A 24,439-nucleotide genomic window follows, 5' to 3' on the forward strand; every position below is an offset into this window, starting at 1 on the left:
AACATAGTCGTTGTCACTGGTTGGCAAGTGAGTAGCCGTTTTAGCGCACGCTATGGCGTCTCAGTTCAGCCAGTGAGCCTCGTCACTAAATGGAAAACATGAATATCGGCTCGTCTTCAAGCAACCTCTACAGCGGTTTTAACACGATGTCAGCGTCAGAAAACGAGGATCCATCTAGGTCAAAAAGGCGCGCCCCCATACTCTGGACCTGCACTGGTGGGCGCGCTACGAGCGATCGGGAGTGGAACGGAAGTAGTTACAACGTGCGCAGTGAAGATCGGCCGTCTGAATTCGGCTACGGCGATTGCTTCCGAGTCACGACATTTGGCCGGCGCTAGCGATCCGAGTAAAAACCGGTGCGCTACCCGTAGCGGGTCGTGCCAGACCTAAAAGAGCGTTGAGCGTCAGCCGTTGGTCAATGGACGGGCTCTCAACGCCTTTTTTCTGTTCCGCACAGTCAGTAAATTAGATCGCTCTATCTATTTTGTTTACCTTGTGAACCCTTACTATTCCAGTTTTTAAAGGGAGTTCACCATCATGTCTCTTTCAAGCTTCCCTGTTACTAAAAAATGGCCTGCCCAGCATCCCGAACGCTTGCAACTGTATTCGTTGCCCACGCCCAACGGCGTCAAGGTGTCGATCATGCTTGAAGAGCTGGGCCTGCCCTATGAAGCGCACAAAGTCAGTTTCGAGACCCAGGACCAACTGTCACCCGAGTTCCTGTCCCTGAACCCCAACAACAAGATCCCGGCGATCATCGACCCCAATGGCCCGAGCGGCCAGCCGTTGGCGCTGTTCGAGTCCGGCGCGATCCTGATCTACCTGGCGGAAAAAACCAGCCAGCTGCTGTCCGAAGACCCGGCTACCCGCTATGAAACCCTCCAGTGGCTGATGTTCCAGATGGGCGGCATCGGCCCGATGTTTGGCCAGCTGGGCTTTTTCAACAAATTTGCCGGCAAGGCCTACGAAGACAAGCGTCCCCGCGACCGCTATGCCGCCGAATCCCGGCGCCTGCTGGATGTGCTGGAAAAACGCCTGCTGGGCCGCACCTGGATCATGGGTGATGACTACAGCATCGCGGATATCGCCACCTTCCCTTGGATTCGCAACCTGATCGGTTTCTATGAATCCGGTGACCTGGTGGGCATCGCTGATTTCCCCAATGTGCTGCGCGCGCTGGACGGTTTTGTCGCACGTCCGGCCGTGATCCGTGGCCTGAACATCCCGAGCTGACGCATGCCGACTTTCGATTTCAAACAACTGGACGTGTTCAGCCGCGTCGCGCTCAAAGGCAACCCGCTGGCGGTGGTATTGGGGGCCGACAGCCTCACCGACCAACAAATGGCCGATTTCGCCAAGTGGACCAACCTCAGTGAAACCACGTTTTTGCTGACCCCGCGTGACCCGAGGGCCGACTACCGGGTGCGAATATTCACCACCCTCAAGGAGCTGCCGTTCGCCGGCCACCCCACGTTGGGCAGTTGCCATGCGTGGCTGCAGGCGGGGGGCATCCCCAAAGGTGAAGAGATCATCCAGGAGTGTGAAATCGGCCTGGTGCGTATCCGCCGCCAAGGGGATGAGCTGGCCTTTATCGCACCGCCGCTGATACGTTCCGACGCGGTGGAGGCACCGTTGCTGGAGCGCGTGCGCCTGGGGTTGGGTTTGCCGCCCGGGGCCATCCTGCGCAGCCAGTGGGTTGACAATGGCGCAGGCTGGCTGGCGCTAATGCTGGCTGACCGCGAGCAGGTGCTGGGTTTGCAACCTGACTATTCGCAACTATTGGGCCTGGCAGTGGGTGTGATCGCTGCCTGCGACCCTGAGCACGATGCGGTGGATGCGCAATTCGAAGTGCGCGCCTTTATTGCCGGTGACGGCGCCCAGGAAGATCCGGCCACCGGCAGCCTGAACGCGGGTGTTGCCCAGTGGCTGCTGGGGGAGGGTCTGGCGCCGGAGCGCTATGTCGTCAGCCAGGGCACGGCGATGGGGCGGGCGGGGCGCATTCGCATCGAGCGCCACGGCCCTGAAATATGGGTGGGCGGTGCGGTTGCGGTCTGCATCGACGGGCGCCTACAGCTCTAGATCAATACATTGTTACAGGCCTCGCAATACACTATTGGCCCCCGCGCGTTTGTGCCATGGGGGCCAGGGGGCATAAGCTTTCGCCCCAAATATGTATGCCTCTACCGTTTTGGAAGCCAGGAAAGCCATGACCAGCCAGTTCCCCCAAGCCCGCCCACGCCGCCTGCGCCGCTCCCCGGAGCTGCGTGGCTTGTTCCAGGAAACCGAGTTCACCTTGAACGACCTGGTGCTGCCGATCTTCGTCGAGGAAGAAATCGATGATTTCGTGCCGATCACCAGCATGCCGGGCGTGCAGCGCATCCCTGAGAAAAAACTCGCCGCCGAGATCGAGCGTTATGCCCGTGCCGGCATCAAGTCGGTCATGACCTTCGGCGTGTCCCACCACCTGGACGCCAGCGGCAGCGACACCTGGAAAGAGCGTGGTCTGGTCTCGCGCATGTCCTCGATCATCAAGGACGCCGTACCGGAAATGGTCGTGATGTCCGACACCTGTTTCTGTGAATACACCGACCACGGCCACTGCGGCGTGATGCACGGCGCCCACGTCGACAACGATGCAACCCTGGTCAACCTCGGCAAACAAGCCGTGGCGGCCGCTCGCGCCGGCGCCGATGTCATCGCACCGTCCGCCGCCATGGACGGCCAGGTCCAGGCAATCCGTCGCGCACTGGATGACGCCGGCTTCACCCACATCCCGATCATGGCCTACTCCACCAAATTCGCCTCGGCCCTCTACGGCCCGTTCCGCGAAGCCGGCGGCAGTGCGCTCAAGGGCGATCGTAAAAGCTACCAGATGAACCCGATGAACCGCCGCGAAGCCGTGCGCGAATCGCTGCTGGACGAACAGGAAGGCGCGGACGCGCTGATGGTCAAGCCGGCCGGCGCCTACCTCGACATCATCCGCGACATCCGCGAAGCCTCACACCTGCCGGTGGCGGCGTACCAGGTGAGCGGCGAGTACGCGATGATCAAGTTCGGTGCCCAGGCGGGCGCGATTGACGAGGCGCGGGTGGTGCGCGAGACGTTGGGGTCGATCAAGCGCGCGGGGGCGGATTTGATTTTTACGTATTTTGCGATGGATTTGGCGTTGGCGGGGATTTGATTTAGGTGAGTAGCTCTGTGGCGGGTGAGTTTGCTTGTCACAGGGCCGCTGAATACTAAAAGAGTCAGATCTTTTTGTTTGTCTAGACGGAATATCATGAGGCGTTGTTTTTTAATCAAGGCTGTATGAAATACAAATTGGACATGGAGCCTTCAATTTTTCTGACCTTTCCCTTTTCTAGATATTCATTGAACTCATGCTCTAGGAGCTTCATGTCAGTGTATTTTTTATGCTGTTGCGGAGTTTCGCATGCATACATATAGAGTCTCCAAGGGTCGAAGCCATCAACTCGTCCGCCAGGACCATAGTCAAAATCGATGCATCTATCAGTCAGATAAACGCTACAGCCAACTCCGTGCAGTTCGTATTCCACTCCATCAGTAAGTACGCCACATCGTGGGATTTTATTTGTCCACCATAATTCTAGGATGTCTTTGGTTCCAAATGAATGCTCAAGTAACTCTGTTGCCTGTTGTACTTGTTTTATATATTCGTTTATCAAATCTTCTAGCGTTCTATTTTTCATCTTCTTGGCCTGTCCAGTCTGTCGAGTCCAACTGCGTTTGATTCGTCTATGACATCTTGAGCGCTGTTATACGAGCTTTTATAAGCGTTCAAATTATCGATCAGCTTTATAGTGACTGGGGTGTGCGTTTGTCTCGCTGCCGAAGCTCGATGGTGCCCATCGATAATATAGCGTTGTTCGTTGTGCTCAAAAACGTCGATGGGTTCTATATTGTCGAACCCAGTCTCTTGCATGATGCGAGCAAAACCTTCTACGCGCTTTGTTGATCGTTTTCCTTCAATGGTATGTGTCCGCTTCAAAGTGCCAGCATCGACTTCGTGGATAAGAGGTGTTGAAGGCAAACCCTCATCTACACCTGTTTCATTAATTGTATCGTCTGTGTTTGTTTGTGGTTTACAGCCATCTCCTCCAGGACATGTACTCAACCCCAGCGGATCCACCCACCCCGTAGGATTCGGCACGTACCGGTACGCATTGATCCCACCCGCCAACTTCACCGGGTCCGACGTCAGGTAACGACCAATATCCGGATTGTAGTAGCGATGCCGGTTGTAGTGCAGCCCGCTTTCCTGATCGAAGTACTGACCCTGGAATCGCAGCGGGTTGTCGACTTTTCCGACGTCCAGACGGCTGATTTCGCCGTACGCGCCGTAGTGGGCGGACCAGACGATTTCGCCGTTGGGGGCGGTGAGTTCTTGTGGGGTGCCGAGGTGGTCGAGTTGGTAGTGGAAGGGCTTGGTTTGTTTGGGGCCAAAACCTTCCAGTAAAGCCAAGGGCCTGAAGCTACCGGGTTCGTAGAGGTAGCTGCGATGACGGTCTTTGTGGTGCTCGGCAATCAGCTTGTCGCCTTGCCAGAAAAATTCCGTGGTTATGTCATCTACGGTTTTGCTGATCCGCCGCCCAAACGGATCGTATCGGTAACTGGCGGTCTGCCCATTGGGTTGGGTGATACCGATCAGCCGGTGCTGACAGTCATAACGGTATTCAGTGACCAGTGAGTGCCCACGCCCACGCCGCTCACGGATCAGGTTGCCGAACGCGTCATAGTCGTAATGCCGGTCCCCCTGAATCATCAGCCGGTTGCCAGCCACGATGTCCGGGCCGGGGCGGTTTTGCATGAGCAGGTTGCCCGCCGGGTCGTGGGCGAAGCGTTCTTGCAGGTCCTGGGAGTGGTCGGCGCGGGTGAGGCGGCTCAGTGGGTCGTAGCTGTAGTCGTGCTGGCCTTTGCGGGTATCGAGCAGGCGGGTGAGGTTGCCGGATTTGTCGTAGGTGTAGTGGCGTGCGTAGAGGTGGTGTTCCTGCTGGGTGACGGTGTGGGCATGCAGGCGTTGTTGGTCGTCGTAGTGGTAGTGGCTGAGCAGTTGGCCTTGTTGGCGTTGGTGTTCCTGGCCGGCTTTGAACAGATGAGAGGTGAGGACTTCACCATTGAGTTCGACGGTGGCGAGGTGGCCGCCCTTGGCATGATTGAAGACCAGGCGGTTGTTGTCGGGCAGGCGCAGGTTTTGCAACTGGCCGCAGGCGTCGTAGCCATAGCGTAAGGTGCCCCAGCCTTGGTGTTCAGCGGTGAGGCGGTTTTGGCTGTCGTATTCGTAGGCCAGCGCCCAGTGACCATCTTCGACGCCGAGAAGGTTGCCCTGGCGGTCGTAGGTGTAGTCGACGGTTTTGCCGTCGGGGAGGGTTTTTCGTACAAGGCGCCCGGCATGATCGCGTTCGTAGCGGGTAACCAGCTGACTGCCGTCGTCGCCGTGCTCGGTCTTTTCCTGCAGGTTACCGTTGAGGTCATAGACGTAAGCCGTGCGCTGACCGTCAAACCCTATCGCCTGCTGGATCAGGCCATTGGGGTGGTACTGCAATCCATAGGTCTCACCGACTTCATTTTCGATTTCAGTCAGCAACAACCGCGCATTGTCGTAGCGATACTTGACCTGGGTGCCGTCGGAATTGATACGACGGCTGATCAGATGCAGCCCATCGGCATACTCGTAACGAGTAACGCGGCCTAACTCATCCCGCTCAGACGTGATTTTTCCATAAGGGTTGTAGCTGTATTCCCTACAAGCGCCCCCCGGCAACACCACCCGAACCAGTCGCCCCACGCTGTCCCACTGATACTGGGTCAGCGCGCCATGTTCGTCCTCCCGCGCCACCTGACGCCCGAGATCGTCATAGCGATACCGCTTAATCCCGCCATTCGGCAACTGCTCCTCAAGCAACTGCCCACGCTCATTCCACACCAGCCGCTGACAACTGTTATCCGGAAACCAAACCCCCGTCAGCTGCCCATATTTGTTGTAGCTGTAGTCCGTACTGTGGCCGTTGGGATCAATCCTGCGGGTGATATCGCCCCTGTCATTACGTTCATATTTCCAGACTGCCTGACCGCGCCTTACAACCCGAACGAATCCGTTGTCATGCTCGTAGGACGTCGGCTCATCGTCCCCCGGAAACAACGCCACCAAACGCCCAGCGTCGTCGTACTGATAGGCCGTGATCGCGCCCAGCGGATCCTGCTCAACCGTCAGCCGGCCTTTTTCGTCGTAGGATTTGAAGTGTTCAGCGCCGTCCGGATCAACACGCTGCACCAGCCGCGCACGCCCGTCATGCACATAGACTTCCTGGCTGCCATCGGCGTTAAACACCGTGACCTGGCCGTTGTCATCCCAGGCATAGCGGGTGTCCATCTGCGAAAAGCTGGCCCAGTGCCGGACACAGCGCGCGGCCTTGCCAGATCGTTCCCACTCCCAGTAAAAACTTGCCCCACCGGCCAACTGGCGTTCGAGAATGACGTGCTGATCGTCGTAGCGATAAACCTCGCTTTCACCGACGGCGTTGGTCGCACTGATAAGCCGGCCAAGGTCGTCATAGGCGTAGGAAACAACGGTGTACTCGGTGACCCAGACAAACTCACCCGGCCCTTCAGCCCGGTGAATCTGGTAGTCCACGCCAACAATGCGGCCCGACGAATAGCGCAAAAACAACGACCGCCCGACGCCGTTATCCACTCGCTCAATGCGCCCCCTGAAGTCTCGAGAGATACGCAGCCGGTTGTCATACGCATCGCTGATCGCTGTCAGAAAACCATTAACGAAATGGTAGAAACGCGAGCCTTGCGCCAGCACCCATTCATCCGGCAACGTCCCCAGATAAATCGCTGCTTCGGCCAAGCTGTTGGTGATCGCAGGGCGGGCGGAGGAGGGCAGTGGAAACTCAGTCGAGCGGTTCTCATGATCGGTCCACACCACCGAATCACCGGAAACCTCCAGCCGATGGGCCAGCGCATGGCTCCAGCCAAACCCCAACCCGCAATCCACTTCCACCGCGCTGGTGCGATAAAGCCGGGTCCACTCGAACGGCAATATCCCATCGAGCGTGCCGTCGGTGAGGGTGAGCAATTCCTCGCCGGTGACCATCGACACCGGGCAGCCGTTCTTGCACGTAGTCGCCGAGCAGGTCGCCGCATCGCCGTTCTGGTTTTTCCCGGACACCGGCACGTCATCGACCTGTTCCTGCCTGACCAGCACCGTGCGCTGTGTCTTTTCGCGCACCACCGGGACGGGGTTTGGAACCAGATTGTCCCCGGCCTTCAATGGCACATCGGGGATCGTCTTGATCGGCGTTGCAGGCCCACCCAGCCAAATCGGCTTACCCATCTCGACATGGTCATCCACCCGGGCTTTGCCGAATTGCTTGGCCATGTGGTTCAGCCAAGTGCGGGCAGCTTGCGACTTGACGCCCGCCAGCACCTTCGAGCTCAAGCGAATTGCCATGCCCATTCCGGCCGTCGCGAGCACCAGCAACAGGTTGATCAGCACTTCAAAGCTGATTTCACCCAGCAGTTCGTTCATGTACGGAGGTGGCAACATCCGCATCCAACTGACCATTGCGGCCAGGTAGATAAACAGCAGCGGCTCATCGCTGAGCACCAGCAAACCCTTTGCGATGGCGTCGGTGTCGAGCTTTAACAGGTTTTCAAACTCAACCTGGGACAGGTAATGCAGCAGTTGTTCGGCATGGGCCAGCGGAGCCGACAGCCATTGGAGCAGTTGTTCCAGGTTGTCCCAGAGCGCGTACAGCGCCTCGTTGAATCCGCGCGTGTAGGCTTGATAAAGCGACAGGTAGCGGTTGAGAAAGTTGGCTTCGGAGTAGTCCTTCCAAAGCGGTTCGAAGGTGTCGCGCCATTCCTTGCGCAGCCAGCCTTCCAGGGGGGCGATGACCGTCTGGTAAGAGGCATACAACGCCTTGAAATGTGTGGCGGAAACATTAGGGTAGAAGTTGACCCGGTATTGCTGGTTACGGTCGCACTCCGTGACTTCAAGTATGCCGCTGGGCCCGATGGTTTTATGGATCGGTTCGCCCAGCGGGCCACCGTTCGGGTCGATGCGCTGCAACACCACCGGCGTATTGCCAATGGGCACGAACCGTGAGCTTTGGAACATATGCACCAGGGTCAGCGTACCGTTCGCCTGGCACGTTGCAGTGGTGCTGTTGGGCAGGATGGAGCGATTGATCGGCGCAACGAGCGCCACTTCATCGCCGACTTTGAAGACCTGTTCGATATCCAGGGCGGAAAAACTGAAAAAATTTTCGGCCCAGGCGTCGTAGGAGTTCAGGCAGCGCTTGAAGTCGCTGATAACGGATTCGACGTCGCGTGTCTTCGAATCCATGGCCGCCAGTACCAGAAAGCCAATGGTTTGGCTGGTAAGGGCGATCAAGAGCATGCCCCATGAAATGGGGGCTGAATAAATAACGCCATCTGCAATCCCTCGCACTGTGTATTCAGGCGAAGGACTTTGCAGTGGTTTTCGGGTGATATCTGTAGAGCTTGTCCCGTCATCACGTGGGACGCTTCAGCCGTTTGCGTGCTACGTGAGCGGGGGATGGACCTGTCATTTTTGGAAAAGACTCGAAAGCCCAGCTGTTCAGCGAACGCCGGTTAGACTTACCGGTCGATATCTGCAATACCCGGCCTGTCGCCTTTCAAGGAAGCCTTATGTTCTCAAGCCGCGTGATCCTGTGCCTTGCCGCTTTGCTGGTGCTGGCCGGTTGCTCCACAACACGCAACCCGCAGCAGCCGGAGCGCAGCGAAACCGAGGTGAAGGCGCAAATCGTGCGCCTGCTGTCGGCGACGGTGGCCGACCGCAACGGCTGGGCCCAGGACATCTACACCGCCTTCGATGCCCAGAAGATCTACCCCAGCACCGAGAATATTTGCGCCGTGCTGGCGGTGACCGAGCAGGAGTCCACTTATCAGGTCGACCCGCCCGTGCCGAACATGGGCAAGATCGCCCAGGATGAAATCCTGCGGCGTGCGGGGAAAGTCCACGTACCGGCGTTTGTCGTCCGAAGCGCGCTGCAACTGCGCTCGCCCACCGGGAAAACCTACACCGACCGCCTGAGCGCCGCGCGCACCGAGAAGGACCTGAGCGGCATCTTCGATGACTTCATCAGCATGGTGCCGTTGGGCAACACCCTGTTTGGCGGCTTCAACCCGGTGCACACCGCAGGCCCCATGCAGGTCAGCATCGACTTTGCGCAGAAGCAGGCCCGGGGTTATCCCTACACGGTGGATGGCACCATCCGACGCGAGGTCTTCACCCGCCGTGGCGGCATGTATTTCGGTATCGCGCACTTGCTGGGCTACCCGGTCAACTACGACCAGCCGCTGTACCGTTTTGCCGATTTCAATGCCGGCTGGTACGCCAGCCGTAATGCCGCGTTCCAGGCTGCGGTCAGCCGAGTGACGGGCACCGAGTTGGCGTTGGATGGTGATCTGATTCGCTACGGTTCATTGCTGCCCGGCACCACCGAGCTGGCAGTGCGTTCCCTGGGAGCGAAGCTGGACATGCGCAACCCCAGCATCCGCAGCCAGCTGGAGGAGGGTGAGAGCCTGGATTTTGAAGACACCACCCTCTACAAGCGTGTGTTTGCACTGGCTGACAAAGCTGCCGGCAAGCCGATGCCACGGGCGATCCTGCCGGGCATCGTGCTCAAGAGCCCCAAGATCACCCGCAACCTGACCACGGCGTGGTTTGCCAAGCGGGTGGATGAACGGTATCAGCGTTGCATGAAGCGTTGATCACGTGCGGCGTTTGACAAACCGGCGCCACAACCACACCCAAAGCCACACCACCGGGAATGCCAGGATCACAAACGGCAGCACATAACTGGAGCGCTCCAAGGCGTCTGCCGTGCCGTTGACCAGGTTGTCGCCGAGGTTGCTGAACATCCGGCTGAACCGCGACGGCTGGTTCGCACCGTCGGAGGAGCGGAAGTTCAAGGTCACGCGGTTGGTGTCGAGGCGGCGTTGCTGGCCGGCGGAGACCTGGGCCAGTTCCTGCAGTTCGTTTTCGATGGCCGCTTGTTCTTTGCTCAGGGCAATCAGGTCGCTGACGGTGATGTCCTTGCGCTTGGCCAGCTCATCCAGGCGTTGCTGTTGGGCCAGTAGGCGGTCCTGGCGGCGACGCACATCAGCGACGGCATCGGCCAGGTCCTCGGCAGTGGTGATGCGCTGCCCGAGTTTTCCGCCCTCGGCGGCCAGGGTAACCATAGGCTCCACACCGGTGGGGGCGATGCGCAGGATGATCTCGCCGCCGTTGCCGTCTTCGGTGATACCCAGGATGTTGCAGGCACCGAAGCGCGCAGTCTCACAGGCCTCGCGAGTTTCCTGCATGCGCGGGGCGAGCAGGGCGCCAGGCAGGGCGAGGGTCAGTTCATGTTCATAAGCCAATTGCGCACCGGCCCGGCTTTGTTCGCCGTTGATTACCCGGGCGCGGGAAGGATCCTTGGGTGAGCAGCCTGCAATGGCCAGCGCCACTAGCAAGCACAGGAAATAAGAGGTTGGTTTGCCGTCCAGGTGGCGCATCGCTATTCCTTGGGAAATGCTGGGAAATTTGACGGCGATTAAACCGGGTCTGGCCGATTAACGCAAAGCATCAGAGGGGATTTGCGCGGCTGATGGTGATGGCCGACGGAGGGTGCCAGGCGTACACCTCAAGCCTGACTCCAAGGAAGAACTTGCCATGATCGCTCACACCGTGCCTGAAGGCTTTGTCTCGTTGCCACGCAGCAGTCCACTGCTCGATTTATTGGGCCCGGCTTACTGCCGGGGTGAAGGTTTACATCTGGAGATTGGCTTGCGTGCGGACAACCGCCATGCCAATGGACGCGGTACGGTGCATGGCGGGGTGCTGGCGACCCTGGCGGACGTCGGCATGGGCTATGCGATGGCGTTTTCCAGTGAGCCGCCGCTGCCGTTGATCACGGCGAGCATGACCCTGGACTACCTTGGGGCCGTGCAAGTGGGGGAGTGGATTGTGGTGCGGTTGGAGCATCACAAACGAGGGCGGCAGATGGCGTTTGCCACCGTGAGCCTGCAGGTGGGGGAAAAGGTGGTAGCGCGGGCGAATGCGGTGTTTGCCGTGCCCCAATCCGACAGGCAATAAAGATCAAATGTGGGAGCGGGCTTGCTCGCGAATGCAGTGTGTCAGTCACCCTATTCATGGCTGACTCACCGCTTTCGCGAGCAAGCCCGCTCCCACATTTGAACAGCGTTTTTCAGATAGAGCGCATTAAGAAAGGGCCCGGTTTTCGTGGAACCGGGCCTTTTCCGTGTTGCTCTTTGGATCAGCTGCGTTCGAGGGCGAGGGCTACGCCTTGGCCACCACCGATGCACAGCGTTGCCAGGCCTTTCTTGGCGTCGCGCTTGATCATTTCATGCAGCAGGGTCACCAGCACGCGGCAGCCTGAGGCGCCGATCGGGTGGCCGATGGCAATGGCGCCGCCGTTGACGTTGACCTTGCTCGCGTCCCATTCCAGCTCTTTGCCCACCGCCAAGGATTGCGCGGCGAAGGCTTCGTTGGCTTCGATCAGGTCCAGGTCGCCCAGGCTCCAACCGGCCTTGTCCAGGCAGCGGCGGGTGGCCGACACCGGGCCGATGCCCATGATCGCCGGGTCGACGCCTGCGTTGGCGTAGCTGGCGATGCGCGCCAGCACGGGCAGGCCGAGGGCCTTGGCCTTGTCGGCGCTCATCAGCAGCACCGCAGCGGCGCCGTCGTTGAGGCTGGAAGCGTTGCCGGCGGTGACGCTGCCGTCTTTCTTGAACGCCGGTTTCAGCTTGGCCAGGGATTCGGCGGTGGTGCCGGCGCGGGGTTGTTCATCCACCGCAAACGCTACCGGATCGCCTTTGCGCTGCGGGATCAGGATGGGTGTGATTTCATCCACAAAACGCCCGGCTTCGATGGCGGCAGCGGCTTTTTGCTGGGAGGCTGCGGCGAACGCATCCTGGGCTTCACGGCTGATGCCGTACTTGTCCACCAGGTTCTCGGCGGTGATGCCCATGTGGTAGTCGTTGAACGCATCCCACAGGCCGTCGGTGATCATGCTGTCGATCATCTTGGCGTGGCCCATGCGCAAGCCGGTGCGCGCGGCGGGCAGTACGTAAGGGGCGAGGCTCATGTTCTCCATGCCGCCTGCGATAATGACCTCGGCGTCGCCACAGCGAATGGCCTGGGCGCCCAGGTGCAAGGCCTTGAGGCCCGAACCGCAGACCTTGTTCAAGGTCAGGCTCGGCACCGCGTGGGGCAGGCCGGCGAGGATCGAGGCCTGGCGCGCCGGGTTCTGGCCGCTGCCTGCGGTAAGCACCTGGCCGAGGATTACTTCGTCGACCTGAGCCGGGTCCAGTCCGGTCTGTTCCAACAGGCGACGGATCACGGCGGCGCCCAGTTCCGGTGCCGGGATGTTCGCCAGCGAACCCTGGAAGCTGCCCACGGCGGTGCGGGTGGCAGCAACAATCACGACGTCTTGCATGGAATCTGTCCTCACTGGAAGTGCATTTCTGGAACGTGGTCCGGGACGATCAGTTTACCGGCCGTCTTGCTCACAATCTCTTCAACGCTGACGCCAGGTGCGCGTTCCTTGAGGACAAAAGCGCCATTTTCGATTTCCAGGTACGCCAGGTCCGTCAGTACGCGCTTGATGCAGTTGGCACCGGTCAGCGGCAGGCTGCATTGGCTGAGCAGCTTGGACTCACCGTCCTTGGACGCGTGGGTCATGATCACGATGATGTTTTCTGCGCCGGCCACCAGGTCCATGGCGCCGCCCATGCCCTTGACCAGCTTGCCAGGGATCATCCACGAGGCGATGTTGCCTTGTACGTCCACTTCGAAGGCGCCCAGCACGGTAAGGTCGACGTGGCCGCCACGGATCATCGCGAAGGATTCGGCGGAGGAGAAGATCGACGCGCCGATGCGTGCGGTCACCGTCTGTTTACCGGCGTTGATCATGTCGGCATCGATGGTTTCTTCGGTAGGAAACGGTCCCATGCCCAGCAGGCCGTTTTCCGATTGCAGCATCACTTCCATGCCTTCGGGAATGTAGTTGGCCACCAGTGTCGGAATGCCGATGCCCAGGTTGACGTAGAAACCGTCCTGCATTTCGCGGGCGACGCGTTGAGCCATTTGTTCGCGGGTAAGCGCCATGTGTGTTTCCTCTTATTATTCGGGCTGGGGGCGGATTATTTGCGCACGGTGCGCTGTTCGATGCGCTTCTCGAACGTGCCGCAGATGATCCGGTCGACGTAGATGCCAGGGGTGTGGATCTGCGCCGGGTCCAGCTCGCCCGGTTCGACGATTTCCTCGACTTCGACCACGGTAATCTTGCCGGCGGTGGCGGCCAGCGGGTTGAAGTTCTGGGCTGTATGGCGGTAGATCACGTTACCGAAGTGGTCGGCTTTCCAGCCTTTGACGATGGCGAAGTCGCCGGTGATGGACTCCTCCATCAGGTACGGGCGGCCGTTGAACTCGCGGGTTTCCTTGCCTTCGGCCACAGGGGTGCCGACACCGGTGGCGGTGAAGAAGGCCGGGATACCGGCGCCGCCTGCACGCATTTTTTCGGCCAGGGTGCCCTGTGGGGTCAGCACCACTTCGATTTCGCCGCTGAGCAATTGCTTCTCGAACAGGGCGTTTTCACCCACGTAGGAGGCGATCACCTTGCTGATCTGTTTTTCTTCGAGCAGCACGCCCAGGCCAAAACCGTCGACGCCGCAATTGTTGGAAACCACAGTCAGGTCGCGGGTGCCTTTGCGCTTGATCTCGGCGATGAGGTTTTCTGGAATGCCGCACAGGCCAAAACCACCGGAGAGGACGGTCATGCCGTCTTCCAGGCCTGCCAGCGCTTCTTCATAGGACGCTACGCGTTTATCGAAACCTGCCATATGCACCTCTTTTATTGTTTGTGGTCCAGCCAGTGATCCGAGTGTTGCGCCGACGGATTGATTTGTTAAGTTGTTTTTTAGGGATGATTGATTTAAAAAACAGCATAGTCGTCCAACCGCCCGGAGCAGCCTCATGACCGTTAAACAGATGCGGGCCTTTCTCGCCGTGGCCCAATCCCTGAGTTTCGCCGCCGCCTGCGAGCGCCTGCACCTTTCCCAATCGGCGTTGAGCCTGACCATCAAGGGCCTGGAAGAAGGCTTGGGCGGGCGCCTGTTCAGCCGCAACACGCGCAATGTGGCCCTCACGCCTGAGGGCGAATCGCTGCTGCCCCTGGCACGTCGGCTGATCGCCGATTGGGACAACGCCGAGGACGAACTGCGCCAGCGCTTCACCTTGCAACGCGGGCGGGTGACCGTGGCAGCGATGCCCTCATTTGCGGGCAACCTGCTGCCGCCGATCCTGAAGATATTCCGCGCACGTTACCCGCAGGTGAACGTGACGGTGCATGACCTGATCAACGAGCAGGTCATGGAGATGGTCCGCGACCGTCAGGTCGAACTGGGTGTGGCGTTCGAGCCCTCGGAGGGTTCATCGCTGGCGTTCACGCCCTTGTACCTGGACCGCTTCATTGCGGTCGTACCCGGCGACTCACCGCTTGCGCAGCGCGATGACATCGACTGGAAGACCCTGTTGGAGCAACCATTCATCACCCTGCAACGGCCTTCCACGGTGCGGGTGATGCTGGAGGAGCACCTGGGTGCCCTGCAAATGAAGCTGCCGGTTGCGCTGGAAAGCCATCAACTGGCGACCGTGGGCAAGATGGTTGCCAGTGGCCTGGGCGTCAGCGCGGTCCCGGCGTTGTGCGCGCAACAGATGGAAGAGGCGGGTGCTCATTGCATCACCCTGAGTGACCCCGTGATCGAACGGCCGATTGGTGTGTTGACCAAGCCAGGGCATGAACTGTCGGCTGCGGCGCAGGTGTTGTTCGACATTTTCCGTGATGAAGCTGCGAAAGGCCGATTCCCACTCTGGCCTGTGTAGCAGTCGGATTGCCGGCGATGGCATGCTTGAACAGATCGCCACTTTCCAAGGCCGCAATCGCCGCGGTGCGACGATTCGACAAGCCGGCTCCTACAGGGTTTGTGGAGATATTAAAAAATTAGGGTAATAAAAAAGTCCGCTCGGTTAACCGGGCGGACTTAGTGTGCTAACTAATAGTTAGTAGTAGCGGTCGATCACTTTAACTTGCGAGCTGTCCTTGAAAGACGCCCAGGCGTTGTTAAGTGTCTCGAATACATGTTCGATAAAGTTGCGATCGGCCGCGGCCTTCTTGCCGACATAACCCTGGCCACGGCGGTACATCTTCAGGCGCGCCGCCAGTTCACGGTTATTGCGGTCAAACTCGGCTTCTTCGGTGTGGGGCGCCAGGCAGTCAATTTGGACTTCGCCCGATTTACCCACCCAAAGGATATGGTCGTCGAGTGTGTCTTTCTGCGCTGCGAACATCTCAGCCAATTCATCGATAGTTGGTTGGTTGTTCAGATTCATGTGTAAGCCCCTTGACCAGTTGGCGATCTATCAGTTGGTTCGTTAAAACTTCGTAAGTTGTCTCCGGTTGCGAAAACCGGGCGTCAGCGACGGTCTGCCGAATACGGGCAGGGTCTTGAACCTGATGCATGTAGTCTTGCTGATGAACTGCTACGCAATGCTTTCATAACGAAGACAAGCCGCATTTGAGCGCCTTGTACCGAGCCCTCCGGGCCGGTCAGCTTCATCAATCTGCCTTGTGGGCAGTGCACATCCGGAAAAAACAGCTCGGCGGTCAGACGAGCTCTTTCAAAACGCTTGTTGCCAACGCTCCCGATCCGGGAGACGTCTCGATAATGCAAGGACAAAAGGGTTACGTCAACGGTTATGTAGTGATTATTTTTGATCACTACATAAATGGCTGTAGGGACGGGAGAATGCGTGAAAACGTGACTTGGGCGTCATTTTTTGGCGTGCTGGGTCGTTGAGCTGGCCCCAATCATTCCTGGACGGTGGGTGTATCGAATGAAGGGTAATCTGACAGCAGGTGAAGCCACTCCATGTGGAACCAGGGTGTGAATTGCGCTGGGGATTCTGAAAGCCGGGCCGAGATTTCGGCGCGAGTCCACCATTTGATCTCACTGATTTCCTCTGCCGCCGGGTTGGCCGCCGCGTCAGACTGAGCAACCAATACATGACAAAACTCGTGCTCCGCACCGATCGAGCCAAAGCGAGCATGATATTCAAAACTGTACTGAAACCGGCACGAGGCAGAAATGCCCAGTTCTTCGCGCAGACGACGAGAGGCGGCATCCGTAATCGTCTCGCCGGATGCCGGATGGCTGCAGCAGGCATTCGACCAGAAACCTGGCCAAAGCATTTTACCGGCTGCACGACGTTGAAGTAGATGACGTCCGGCGCTGTCGATCAGATGGACCGAAAAGGCGCGATGAAGCTGACCCTCCCCCAGGTGTGCGGCACGTTTGTCACACACGCCGACTTGCACGTCTTGTGCGTCAACTAACACTACATGATCGATCATTCTGAGTTCCTTCGGTGTAATGCACGGCGCTCCGCCGTTCTACCCACGTCCAGGGGCTTGTCCCCAGGCGCTGACAAATGTCAATGCAGTGTCGGTGAATGTTGGATCGGCACGCAGGTGGGTCATGGCCTCCAGGTCATCCTGGGTGAGTAACCCAAGTTTCAGCAGCGCCGGCCCAGCCTGTAGGGTAGTTGAGGCCCAGAATGTATCGGCAGGGCTGTTATCACCGATTCGGCCTTCAAAGAGGCGATGCCCTACGTTGGAGAGTCCCCTGTCACGCAATCGGTCAGGGAGCGTATCGGCCCAGAGCATGTCGGAGCCTATGGATTTTGTCAGAAGTGTGATGCCGGCTTGGGCGACTTTTCGGAACAATGGGTGCGAGGTTTTCAAGCTCGGCTGTAGGCTCACGTCTTCGACCACCAACCAGCCACCAGGGCGAAGCCAGGTGACGGCGCGCGTCAATATGTCTTCCCGCTGGGGGAGGTGGCACAGGAGCGCCCTGGCGTGTACCACATCAAAAGAGGCCACAGGAAAGTCATCGGTAACGGCATTGTGGGTGAGCACCTTTATGCCGGGTATATCGGCGAGGAATCGGGTATCGATATCGGTCGCCGTGACTGTCGCGTCAGGGTATCGCTGGGCCAGCCAGCCAGTGAACGACCCCGCACCGGCGCCGAGATCGAGGATGTCAGGCTTGCACGGAAGGTTGAGCTGGTCGAAAACCGTTTGGCTCTGTGGGTCAAAGGCGCATTCAAGCGTGCGCAAGCGTGCCAATTGGCCGGCGTGCTGGTCGCCGAGATAGCTGTCGGTGTAGCCGGGGGCAGCAGTGGTCATAGAACGACCTCCAGTCGGTCGGGGCAGCGGTTCAGAAAGCCGTGTTCCGAGGGCTGGAACCCTGGCGCCCAGCGCACGTCTGGAAAGGTCTGTAGCAGCATGCGAGCGCCGATCGTGATTTCCATCCGCGCCAGCATGGATCCCAGGCAGAAGTGACGCCCTGCGCCGAACGCGAAATGATTTGTTGCCTGATCGGTGCGCGACAAGCTGAAGGTGTCCGGGTCGGTGTATTGAGCCGGATCACGGTTGGCCGAGCCGATCAGGCAGGCCAGGGTCGCACCGGAAGGAATCGTTCCCGACGGCAGTTGCAGCGCCTCGCGGGCCTCGCGGAGTACGAGTTGCAAAGGAGGGTTGCGTCGCAAGGTTTCGGTGAGCGCAGTGTCCATCAAGTCGGGATCAGCCATCACGGCGTCTTTGACGCCGGGTTCGCTCAGCAGGTTGACAATGAGATTTGCGAGGGCGCCGTGACTGGTCTCGCTACCTGCAGTCATCAGAATTGCGCAGTAAGCCCGGACGAAGGTTTCAGGCAATGGTTGGCCGTCAATCTCTGCCGCCAGGAGCTGTGAAATCAAATCATCTGCAGGTTTAGCGCGGCGGGCGTCGATGTGTGGCTGGATGAAATCGTAGAAATTGTCTCGATTGGACAACCCCCCGGTCAGCAGGGCCGGGTCCTGTCGATAATTGCCCATGTAAGCGAAGCCGATCGCGCACCAGCGCTTCAGCCGCTCTACCTCTTCGCAGGTGTCAGCCGGCAGGCCCAGTGCGTGAGCCATCACCCGCACGGGCAGTGCTGCAGTGAAGTCGGCGATAAGGTCCACCTGGGCCCGGCCATGCATGCGTGCCAGCAGGTCAGTGGTGACCGAAATGATGGATGCTTCAAGCGCGGCAAGGGCTTGGCTGCGAAACGATGGGCTGAGCAGTGCACGGTGCTGAGCGTGTTCACAGCCGTCCATCGCCACGAGAGTGTGTCCCAGCAGCGGCCCAATCTGCCAGGCGTAGTTATTGTTGCTGGCTTGCGGATGAGTCAATGCAGCTTTGACATCCACATACCGGCTGACCAGCCATACGTCCGTGGGCTCGTCGTAGGTGATCGGCAGAGTGGTACGTAAACGTTCATACAAGGGATAGGGGTCGATTTCGAACTGCCTGGATTTCAGCGTGGGTGGCGTAAGTGTCAGGTCCACTGTCCGGTTGGCCTGAGTTGTAGCGCCGGTGGTGTGCAGGTGGTAGCGAGAAACGGTCTGGTGCCAGTCACCCGCTGCCCGGACAACCTGTCGCAGCCGGTCCGGCTCGGTTGCAGCGGATGGCAGGTGATGGGCTGGGCGAGTGGCGACAGCCGTGAACGCCGTGACGGCGTTGACCACCATCTGATGCGCAGAGTCGATCGCGGCTGGCCATTCCATGCCTGCGCTGTCCGCCAGTATCGATACCAGGTTGAAGTGCTCACCACACACCACATCTTTGGCAATCGAATGGATATCGTTCGTCCAGGCAATGATATCGGCACTGTGTCCGCGCAGTGTGTCCCACCATTCGATGTCCGCTGGAGGCTGGTAGGGGTCGAGTGCTTCGGCGGCATCTATCAGATCAAAAAAGAACAGTGCGCCGAACGAATCCCGGCGCAATGGCAGATATTCGGCCAGCGTGAGCACCGCGTCGGTTTCACGCATTCGCACCAGCGTCACCTGGGCGCGCAGGTGTCGGATCAGGTGCCGTACAAGCCGTTGCCGCCAACCGTCGTTACCCCAGTGTCTGGTGCGTGGCCACAGATCGTTGGCCAGGACAGTCAGCATCGGGTCATCAAAACGGCTCATTTCACTGGAGGGATGCGTGCCATCGTTCTCGGTCACTGCCTGCACGGCGGTGACGAATCGCTCCAATGCACCGTTTTCCGCCCATGGCCCGTCATCAATCCGATCGTCCAGCGTAAGCGCCCACAGATACCAGCACACCAGCGTCTCGGCTCGGTGTGTGGGGGCTTGTCCGCACAACGCCATCCCCAGCTCGAGCAGCGGCGTGGTGTTTAACCGATGCGCACCGCGTCGACCGATCAAGCCACGTTGCTGTGCCCAAGCAAGGGCATGCGCCTTCAACTGATCGTTGTCGGAACGGGGCGGCGGACCGGCAAAAGGAAGCCGAATCTCTGGAATGATCAGTGATGTCGGCGGTAAATGACGGCCGTGGCGGATACGGGGGCCGCCTTCGAGGTGTACCGTTGGCATGGCGCTCTACCTTGAATCAAGTTTTTATAAGGATCGTTTGGCGGCAACACCCGAGCGGTTCCGTTTTCTGCAAAATGGAAGGCTTGGAGGGTGTTTCTGAGCAATTGGGGCGGTCAGTGCGCGTTTGGAGGGATCGTTCGCTGGCGGGGAGGTGTAAGGCGTTCGAGATTGAGCCATGGCCTGGAGTATCAGCCATAGAGCGTCCCTGTGTCGTATACGCAAAAAACTCCATTGTTCGGCCAACCCGGCTATTCAGACCGGCAGACTTTACTGGAGGACGAAATGCTCAAGATGTAGGAGTTAACTGTGGTCAGCACAGGAAACGGCTCCCATGGCGCGGGCATAAAACCCAACCCCGGAGCGTTTGGTATGTATACCGCGTGTGCCGCCTCGTTGCGGCACACGCCTTCGGGGTCTCTACTCCCCGCGGATGTACTGCTCCAACTGTTTGATCAGGTCAGCCTGGTCGGCAATGGCTTCCTTCACCAGGTCACCGATGGACAGCAGGCCCAGCAGTTTGCCGTCTTCGACCACGGGCAGGTGGCGCAGGTGACTGTCGGTCATGATGTTCATGCACTCATCGACCTTTTTATGGGTGTCGACGGTGATCACCGGAGAGCTCATCACCTCATGGACCTTGGTGGTGACCGATGACAGCCCCTTGAGCATGATTTTGCGCGCGTAGTCACGCTCACTGATGATGCCTACCACTACACCGTCCTGGACCACCGGCAAGGCCCCGACGTTTTTCTCCGACATCCGCACCAGCGCTTCAAACACGGTATGGTCGTGCTTGATGGTGTGGACGTCCTGGTTTTTCTGGTCCTTGGCTTTGAGCACTTGTGCGACGGTTTTCATGGCGGCCACTCCGATGTTGTTGTTAGTGGGTCAGGGTCCCCCTACAGAATCCTAGACGGCCCACGCCGTCGCAAGGTCCAAAGCGGCGTCAAACCCGTCGAAAAACGTCATTCCCCGGATTTTTTTGCGCTTTACCCTGCATTTTTCGGCTTTTTCGCCCGTTTCGGGCCCGTCGCTGCCTTGCGTGGGGCACTCTTGCGTTTCTTTTTCCAGGGGGTGGCACTACGGCCTGCGGGGCTGGCCGGTGCGGTGATGGTCATGCGCATCCCGTTGCAGCGTGCCACCTGCTTGCTCATCCAGGCCGCCTGTTTGGCAACGAATTCCTCCAGGCTCATTTCACCGCTTTGCACCATGTCCAGTGCCTGCTCCCAGATGGCCGTGGTGCCCGGGTCGGCTATGGCGCGGGGCACTGCGTCGATCAAGCTGAACGCCGCCGCTGTGGCCGACAGGGCCTTGCCGTTTTTCACCAGGTAACCACGATCCAACAGCCCCTGGATAATTCCGGCGCGGGTGGCCTCGGTGCCGATGCCGGTGGTATCCTTGAGTTTTTGCTTGAGCAGCGGGTCTTCCACCAGCTTGGCGACGTTCTTCATCGCCTTGATCAGGTCCCCTTCGGTAAAGGGCTTGGGCGGCTGGGTCCACAGGTCTTTCAGGTTGACCTTTGCCACCGCGTAGTGCTGGCCCTGCACCAATGTCGGCAACGCTTGAGGCGCCGGCGCTTCACGCCCCTTGGCCGGGGCCAGCGCTTCAGGCAATGCGCGTTTCCAGCCCGGCTCGATCACCACCTTGCCCACCGCGCGCAACGCAAAGCCGGCGCAGTCGAAATCCGCCTGGGTGCGATCGTATTCATGGTTGGGCAGGAACTGCGCCAGGTAGCGCGCACGAATCAGCGTGTACACCGCCCGATGTTTGCCGGTGAGTTGGCTGGCATCCTTACCGGCGCCAGTGGGAATGATGCCGTGGTGCGCGCTGACCTTGGCGTCGTTCCAGGCCCGTGAACGGCGCTGGGCATCGAGATGCGGCATCAGCTCATTCACGGCCGCGTCTGCGCGCCCGAGTGCTGCGAGGATCTTCGGCGCTTCGCTGTGCTGGCTCACCGGCAGGTAGCCGCAATCGCTTCGCGGGTAAGTGATGGCCTTGTGGGTTTCGTAGAGCGACTGGGCGATATCCAACGTTTCCTGGGCGCCGAGGCCCAGCTTCTTGGAGCAGATTTCCTGCAGGGTGCCCAGGTCGAAGGGCAGGGGAGCCACTTCGCGCATGCGCTCGGTGCGCAGTTTTACCAGGCGTGCACGGACGGCGTTGCTCATCGCGTCTGCGGCTTCCCGTGCCAGTTGCGGGTTGAGGCAGCGGCCCTGGTCATCACAGGCATCCTCGGCGGCGCGCCACTGGGCGGTGAAGGTCATGCGTTCATGTTGCAGGTCGACATCGATGGCCCAGTAGGCCACCGGCACGAAGTCGGCAATGCTGCGGTCGCGGTCCACTACCAGGCGCAAGGTCGGCGTTTGCACGCGGCCCACGGGCAGCACGCCTTGATACCCGGACTGGCGCCCGAGCAAGGTGAACAGCCGGCTCATGTTCATGCCGATCAGCCAGTCGGCGCGGGAACGGCCAAGAGCCGAGTGATACAGGCTAAAGGTTTCTGCCCCCGGTTTGAGTGCGGCGAGGGCCTTGCGGATGGAAGCGTCATCCAGTGCCGACAGCCACAGGCGCTGGATAGGCCCGCGATAACGGCAGTGCTCCACCAGCTCACGGGCAATCATCTCGCCTTCGCGGTCGGCGTCGGTAGCGATCACCAGTTCCTGGGCTTCCCCCAACAGGCGCTTGACCGCCTTGAATTGGCTGGCGGTCTTGGGCTTGACCCGCATCTTCCATTTTTCCGGGATGATCGGCAGGTCGGCCAGCACCCAGCGTTTGTACTTCTCGTCGTAGGCATCGGGCGGGGCGGTTTCCAGCAGGTGGCCGATGCACCAGGTGACGGTAACCCCGGTGCCTAGCCAGCACCCGTCGCCACGGCGGCTGGCGCCGAGCGCGGCCGCAATGTCCTTGGCCTGGGAGGGTTTTTCACAGAGGTACAGCCGCATGGTCAGCCCATTCGTTACACAGTTGAATGGGGAGCAGGATGGGCAAAAGAAGGGATTTGATCAACCATTATCTGGATGGATATACAGCAATTTGTGTGGCAGCCACACAACCCAATGTGGGAGCGGGCTTGCTCGCGAAGGCGGCGGGTCAGTCAACTCGTCTTTGACTGATGCACCGAATTCGCGAGCAAGCCCGCTCCCACAGAGGATCTCCAGTGTGTTGAAGATCAGTTGTTGTCGATATCCACGTTGCGCGTTTCCTTGAGGCAGAACAGCCCCACGATCAGGCTCACCCCGGTCACGGCCACCGGGTACCACAAACCGTAGAAGATATCGCCGGTGTACACCACCAGGGCAAACGATACGGTGGGCAGGAACCCGCCAAACCAGCCGTTACCGATGTGGTAGGGCAGCGACATCGAGGTGTAGCGGATACGCGTCGGGAACAGCTCCACCATCAACGCCGCCAGCGGGCCGTAGCACATGGCCGCGATCAGGATGAGCGCCACGATCAGCACCACCACCATGGTCTTGTTGACCTGGGCCACATCCGCCGAAGTCGGGTAGCCGGCCAGGGTCACCGCGCCGCGCAGGGCGGCCTCGTCGAAGCCGTCGATACGCACTTCGCCCACGCTCACCTGTACCGGGCTGCCGGCGGGTGCGGCGGCGCTGCTGTAGGGCAGGCCCTGCTTGACCAGAAACGTCTTGACCTTGTCGCACGGGCTGTCAAATTTCGCCTTGCCCACCGGATCGAACTGGAAGGTGCAGGTGGCCGGGTCGGCCGTCACGGTGATCGGCGCCTGGTGGCTGGCCTGGTCCATGGCGGGGTTGGTGTAGTGCGCCAGGCCCTTGAAGATCGGGAAGTACAGCGCGGTTGCCAGCAGCAGGCCGAGCATCAGCACCGGTTTGCGCCCGATCTTGTCCGACAGCCAGCCGAAGAAAATAAAGAACGGCGCGCCGATCACCACGCTGATGATCAACAGCATGTTCGCCAGGGCTGGGTCCATCTTCAGGAATTGCGTGAGGAAGAACAGCACATAAAATTGCGCTGCGTAGAAGGTCACCGCTTGCCCGCCGTTGATGCTGAACAGCGCAATCAGCACGATCTTGAGGTTTTCCCATTTGCCGAAGGAATCGCGGATTGGCGATTTGCTCGCCTTGCCTTCCTCTTTCATTTTCAGGAAGGCCGGCGACTCATGCAGGCTCATGCGGATCCAGGTGGAAATGCCCAGCAGCACGATGGAGAACAGGAACGGAATCCGCCAGCCCCACACCTCGAACTGGTCACCGGTGAAGTAACGGCAGGCCAGCACCACCAGCAGCGACAGCAGCAGGCCGAGGGTAGCGGTGGATTGAATCCAGCTGGTGTGGAAACCGCGTTTGCCGGCCGGTGCGTGCTCGGCCACGTAGGTCGCTGCACCGCCGTATTCACCGCCCAACGCCAGGCCTTGCAGCATGCGCAGCACGATCAGGATGATCGGCGCCGCAATGCCAATGCTGGCGTAGGTGGGCAACAGGCCGACGCAGAAGGTTGCCACGCCCATCAGGATGATGGTCACCAGGAAGGTGTACTTGCGCCCGATCATATCCCCCAGGCGGCCGAACACCAGCGCGCCAAAGGGGCGCACCACGAAGCCTGCGGCAAACGCCATGAGGGCAAAGATGAACGCCGTGGTGTCGTTGACCCCGGCAAAGAACTGCTTGCTGATCACCGCCGCGAGGGCGCCATAGAGGAAAAAGTCATACCACTCGAACACCGTCCCCAGGGACGAGGCGAAGATGACCTTTTTGGAGTCGTTGCCGGCGCTGGCGGTAACCGCCGAGCCCAGGGGTTGAGCATGTTCTGACATCGGGTAGCCCTCACAGTGATTATTTATTGTTGTTCCACTGTCGGCGCCAACTTCAGCGCCGGTCGTCCTTATGCAGGAGCCCGGCTTGCCGGCGATGGCGCCCTCAA

19 protein-coding genes are annotated in these 24,439 nt (G+C 59.6%); 6 read left to right on the top strand and 13 right to left on the bottom strand.

Annotation, left to right across the window (positions count from 1 at the left end):
* Window positions 1–537 precede the first annotated feature (537 nt).
* The 3 genes from M2394_RS21105 (at window position 538) to hemB (ending at window position 3,181) form a co-directional block, all read left to right on the top strand.
* On the top strand, window positions 538–1,233 hold the full coding sequence (locus M2394_RS21105; RefSeq protein ID WP_218647212.1) for a glutathione S-transferase N-terminal domain-containing protein: 696 nt from the start codon (window positions 538–540) through the stop codon (window positions 1,231–1,233).
* 3 nt (window positions 1,234–1,236) lie between these two features.
* A complete protein-coding gene (locus M2394_RS21110; RefSeq protein ID WP_259174436.1) occupies window positions 1,237–2,079 on the top strand; it encodes a PhzF family phenazine biosynthesis protein in 843 nt (280 codons plus the stop codon).
* Window positions 2,080–2,206: 127 nt separating this feature from the next.
* On the top strand, window positions 2,207–3,181 hold the full coding sequence (hemB, locus tag M2394_RS21115) for a porphobilinogen synthase (protein WP_178925609.1): 975 nt from the start codon (window positions 2,207–2,209) through the stop codon (window positions 3,179–3,181).
* Window positions 3,182–3,296: 115 nt separating this feature from the next.
* Here the strand turns inward: hemB and M2394_RS21120 are convergent, their stop codons facing one another.
* Entirely contained in the window at window positions 3,297–3,707 is a 411-nt protein-coding gene (locus M2394_RS21120; protein WP_259174439.1) for a DUF6896 domain-containing protein, read from the bottom strand.
* Complete coding sequence (locus M2394_RS21125) at window positions 3,704–8,371, bottom strand: RHS repeat-associated core domain-containing protein (RefSeq protein ID WP_259174623.1); 4,668 nt, start codon at window positions 8,369–8,371, stop codon at window positions 3,704–3,706. The genes M2394_RS21120 and M2394_RS21125 overlap by 4 nt, the downstream gene beginning before the upstream one ends.
* A gap of 326 nt (window positions 8,372–8,697) precedes the next feature.
* On the opposite strand from M2394_RS21125, the gene M2394_RS21130 reads away from it, so the two are divergent.
* A complete protein-coding gene (locus M2394_RS21130) occupies window positions 8,698–9,783 on the top strand; it encodes a DUF1615 domain-containing protein (protein WP_259174440.1) in 1,086 nt (361 codons plus the stop codon).
* Here M2394_RS21130 and M2394_RS21135 read toward each other — a convergent pair whose 3' ends face one another.
* Window positions 9,784–10,569, bottom strand: coding sequence for a DUF4349 domain-containing protein (locus M2394_RS21135; RefSeq protein ID WP_259174441.1), 786 nt, complete (start codon window positions 10,567–10,569; stop codon window positions 9,784–9,786). It lies immediately after the preceding gene.
* A 157-nt stretch (window positions 10,570–10,726) separates the two neighbouring features.
* Between M2394_RS21135 and M2394_RS21140 the strand changes: the two genes are divergently transcribed.
* Window positions 10,727–11,149 carry a PaaI family thioesterase gene (locus tag M2394_RS21140; protein WP_178923439.1) on the top strand — a complete coding sequence of 141 codons (423 nt, stop codon included), beginning with the start codon at window positions 10,727–10,729 and terminating at the stop codon, window positions 11,147–11,149.
* 181 nt (window positions 11,150–11,330) lie between these two features.
* Here the strand turns inward: M2394_RS21140 and M2394_RS21145 are convergent, their stop codons facing one another.
* From M2394_RS21145 to M2394_RS21155, 3 genes are read right to left on the bottom strand one after another with little or no spacing between them, the layout of a single operon-like run.
* On the bottom strand, window positions 11,331–12,512 hold the full coding sequence (locus M2394_RS21145; RefSeq protein WP_178923441.1) for an acetyl-CoA C-acetyltransferase: 1,182 nt from the start codon (window positions 12,510–12,512) through the stop codon (window positions 11,331–11,333).
* 11 nt (window positions 12,513–12,523) lie between these two features.
* Window positions 12,524–13,183 carry a CoA transferase subunit B gene (locus M2394_RS21150; protein WP_003211625.1) on the bottom strand — a complete coding sequence of 220 codons (660 nt, stop codon included), beginning with the start codon at window positions 13,181–13,183 and terminating at the stop codon, window positions 12,524–12,526.
* Window positions 13,184–13,218: 35 nt separating this feature from the next.
* On the bottom strand, window positions 13,219–13,917 hold the full coding sequence (locus tag M2394_RS21155) for a CoA transferase subunit A (protein WP_010211319.1): 699 nt from the start codon (window positions 13,915–13,917) through the stop codon (window positions 13,219–13,221).
* Between the two features lie 133 nt (window positions 13,918–14,050).
* Here M2394_RS21155 and M2394_RS21160 point away from each other — a divergent pair, with 133 nt between their 5' ends.
* Entirely contained in the window at window positions 14,051–14,959 is a 909-nt protein-coding gene (locus tag M2394_RS21160) for a LysR family transcriptional regulator (RefSeq protein ID WP_178923443.1), read from the top strand.
* 177 nt (window positions 14,960–15,136) lie between these two features.
* Here the strand turns inward: M2394_RS21160 and M2394_RS21165 are convergent, their stop codons facing one another.
* The 7 genes from M2394_RS21165 to M2394_RS21195 all read right to left on the bottom strand — a co-directional run bounded on the left by M2394_RS21165 (window position 15,137) and on the right by M2394_RS21195 (window position 24,332).
* The gene (locus M2394_RS21165) at window positions 15,137–15,466 is read right to left on the bottom strand and encodes a hypothetical protein (RefSeq protein ID WP_176997554.1); all 330 of its coding nucleotides are present in this window, start codon (window positions 15,464–15,466) and stop codon (window positions 15,137–15,139) included.
* 478 nt (window positions 15,467–15,944) lie between these two features.
* Window positions 15,945–16,487 carry an isopentenyl-diphosphate Delta-isomerase gene (gene idi / locus M2394_RS21170; protein ID WP_259174444.1) on the bottom strand — a complete coding sequence of 181 codons (543 nt, stop codon included), beginning with the start codon at window positions 16,485–16,487 and terminating at the stop codon, window positions 15,945–15,947.
* Window positions 16,488–16,526: 39 nt separating this feature from the next.
* Entirely contained in the window at window positions 16,527–17,321 is a 795-nt protein-coding gene (locus M2394_RS21175; protein ID WP_178923446.1) for a trans-aconitate 2-methyltransferase, read from the bottom strand.
* The gene (locus M2394_RS21180) at window positions 17,318–19,543 is read right to left on the bottom strand and encodes a cytochrome P450 (protein ID WP_259174445.1); all 2,226 of its coding nucleotides are present in this window, start codon (window positions 19,541–19,543) and stop codon (window positions 17,318–17,320) included. Before M2394_RS21180 ends, M2394_RS21175 begins: the two co-directional genes overlap by 4 nt.
* A 417-nt stretch (window positions 19,544–19,960) precedes the next feature.
* Window positions 19,961–20,401 carry a CBS domain-containing protein gene (locus M2394_RS21185; RefSeq protein WP_078047822.1) on the bottom strand — a complete coding sequence of 147 codons (441 nt, stop codon included), beginning with the start codon at window positions 20,399–20,401 and terminating at the stop codon, window positions 19,961–19,963.
* Between the two features lie 131 nt (window positions 20,402–20,532).
* Window positions 20,533–22,482: a DNA topoisomerase III gene (locus M2394_RS21190; protein WP_259174446.1), complete on the bottom strand. Its 1,950-nt coding sequence runs from the start codon at window positions 22,480–22,482 to the stop codon at window positions 20,533–20,535.
* Window positions 22,483–22,709: 227 nt separating this feature from the next.
* A complete protein-coding gene (locus M2394_RS21195) occupies window positions 22,710–24,332 on the bottom strand; it encodes an MFS transporter (protein ID WP_176997557.1) in 1,623 nt (540 codons plus the stop codon).
* Window positions 24,333–24,439: the final 107 nt, after the last annotated feature.

The sequence above is a fragment of the Pseudomonas sp. BIGb0164 genome (assembly GCF_024810135.1).
In the GTDB taxonomy this organism is placed as follows: Bacteria; Pseudomonadota; Gammaproteobacteria; order Pseudomonadales; family Pseudomonadaceae; genus Aquipseudomonas.

What these genes read in the sequence shown, in the direction of transcription:
- M2394_RS21190 (WP_259174446.1), bottom strand. Translation starts at nt 22,482, where the DNA reads ATGCGGCTGTACCTCTGTGAAAAACCCTCCCAGGCCAAGGACATTGCG.
- idi (WP_259174444.1), bottom strand. Translation starts at nt 16,487, where the DNA reads ATGATCGATCATGTAGTGTTAGTTGACGCACAAGACGTGCAAGTCGGC.
- M2394_RS21135 (WP_259174441.1), bottom strand. Translation starts at nt 10,569, where the DNA reads ATGCGCCACCTGGACGGCAAACCAACCTCTTATTTCCTGTGCTTGCTA.
- hemB (WP_178925609.1), top strand. Translation starts at nt 2,207, where the DNA reads ATGACCAGCCAGTTCCCCCAAGCCCGCCCACGCCGCCTGCGCCGCTCC.
- M2394_RS21155 (WP_010211319.1), bottom strand. Translation starts at nt 13,917, where the DNA reads ATGGCAGGTTTCGATAAACGCGTAGCGTCCTATGAAGAAGCGCTGGCA.
- M2394_RS21150 (WP_003211625.1), bottom strand. Translation starts at nt 13,183, where the DNA reads ATGGCGCTTACCCGCGAACAAATGGCTCAACGCGTCGCCCGCGAAATG.
- M2394_RS21125 (WP_259174623.1), bottom strand. Translation starts at nt 8,371, where the DNA reads ATGGATTCGAAGACACGCGACGTCGAATCCGTTATCAGCGACTTCAAG.
- M2394_RS21185 (WP_078047822.1), bottom strand. Translation starts at nt 20,401, where the DNA reads ATGAAAACCGTCGCACAAGTGCTCAAAGCCAAGGACCAGAAAAACCAG.
- M2394_RS21160 (WP_178923443.1), top strand. Translation starts at nt 14,051, where the DNA reads ATGACCGTTAAACAGATGCGGGCCTTTCTCGCCGTGGCCCAATCCCTG.
- M2394_RS21175 (WP_178923446.1), bottom strand. Translation starts at nt 17,321, where the DNA reads ATGACCACTGCTGCCCCCGGCTACACCGACAGCTATCTCGGCGACCAG.
- M2394_RS21195 (WP_176997557.1), bottom strand. Translation starts at nt 24,332, where the DNA reads ATGTCAGAACATGCTCAACCCCTGGGCTCGGCGGTTACCGCCAGCGCC.
- M2394_RS21180 (WP_259174445.1), bottom strand. Translation starts at nt 19,543, where the DNA reads ATGCCAACGGTACACCTCGAAGGCGGCCCCCGTATCCGCCACGGCCGT.
- M2394_RS21140 (WP_178923439.1), top strand. Translation starts at nt 10,727, where the DNA reads ATGATCGCTCACACCGTGCCTGAAGGCTTTGTCTCGTTGCCACGCAGC.
- M2394_RS21110 (WP_259174436.1), top strand. Translation starts at nt 1,237, where the DNA reads ATGCCGACTTTCGATTTCAAACAACTGGACGTGTTCAGCCGCGTCGCG.
- M2394_RS21105 (WP_218647212.1), top strand. Translation starts at nt 538, where the DNA reads ATGTCTCTTTCAAGCTTCCCTGTTACTAAAAAATGGCCTGCCCAGCAT.
- M2394_RS21145 (WP_178923441.1), bottom strand. Translation starts at nt 12,512, where the DNA reads ATGCAAGACGTCGTGATTGTTGCTGCCACCCGCACCGCCGTGGGCAGC.
- M2394_RS21120 (WP_259174439.1), bottom strand. Translation starts at nt 3,707, where the DNA reads ATGAAAAATAGAACGCTAGAAGATTTGATAAACGAATATATAAAACAA.
- M2394_RS21130 (WP_259174440.1), top strand. Translation starts at nt 8,698, where the DNA reads ATGTTCTCAAGCCGCGTGATCCTGTGCCTTGCCGCTTTGCTGGTGCTG.
- M2394_RS21165 (WP_176997554.1), bottom strand. Translation starts at nt 15,466, where the DNA reads ATGAATCTGAACAACCAACCAACTATCGATGAATTGGCTGAGATGTTC.